General features: G+C 59.4%; 1 protein-coding gene. It reads right to left on the bottom strand.

What is annotated here, in order from left to right; genetic code table 11:
- Positions 1-404: hypothetical protein (locus A9K58_RS19765; RefSeq protein WP_196769219.1), on the bottom strand; the 404-nt coding region annotated here is incomplete at both ends.

Below are 404 nucleotides of genomic sequence, written 5' to 3'. Positions count from 1 at the left end.
GGAAAAAGGGTGAGCTGTGATAGGTCGAAGCTGCTGAAAATTGGCTCAAGTTCGGTGAGCGTCCAGCGCTTGTACCGGCGGCCGTCGCGTCCGCGGTAATACCGATACCGGTAGCGCACGGGATACTTGCGGCGCTTGACCATACATCTTTCGCGATTCGATTCGCTGCATGCGACTTCCAGCGGATGGCGGATCAGGTGAAATACCTTGGACTGCGGAAAGAACTCCGGGGCGAGATCCCAGTAGGACTTGAGGAAGGCGTGGCTGGTTTCGATGTAAAACGGCGTGCCGCACAAGTCGATCGCGCGGCGCTTTCTGCGCAGCACGGCCCGCACGGCGTCGAACTGTCCTGTGGCGCGGTCGTAGATTACCCGGCCGAACATCGACGGGTTCCACAGATTGAG

Source organism: Stenotrophomonas maltophilia, from assembly GCF_001676385.1.
GTDB classification, from domain to species: domain Bacteria; phylum Pseudomonadota; class Gammaproteobacteria; order Xanthomonadales; family Xanthomonadaceae; genus Stenotrophomonas; species Stenotrophomonas maltophilia_J.
The sequence above is the reverse complement of the archived record's forward strand: the minus strand, read 5'-3'. Positions and strand labels throughout refer to the sequence as shown.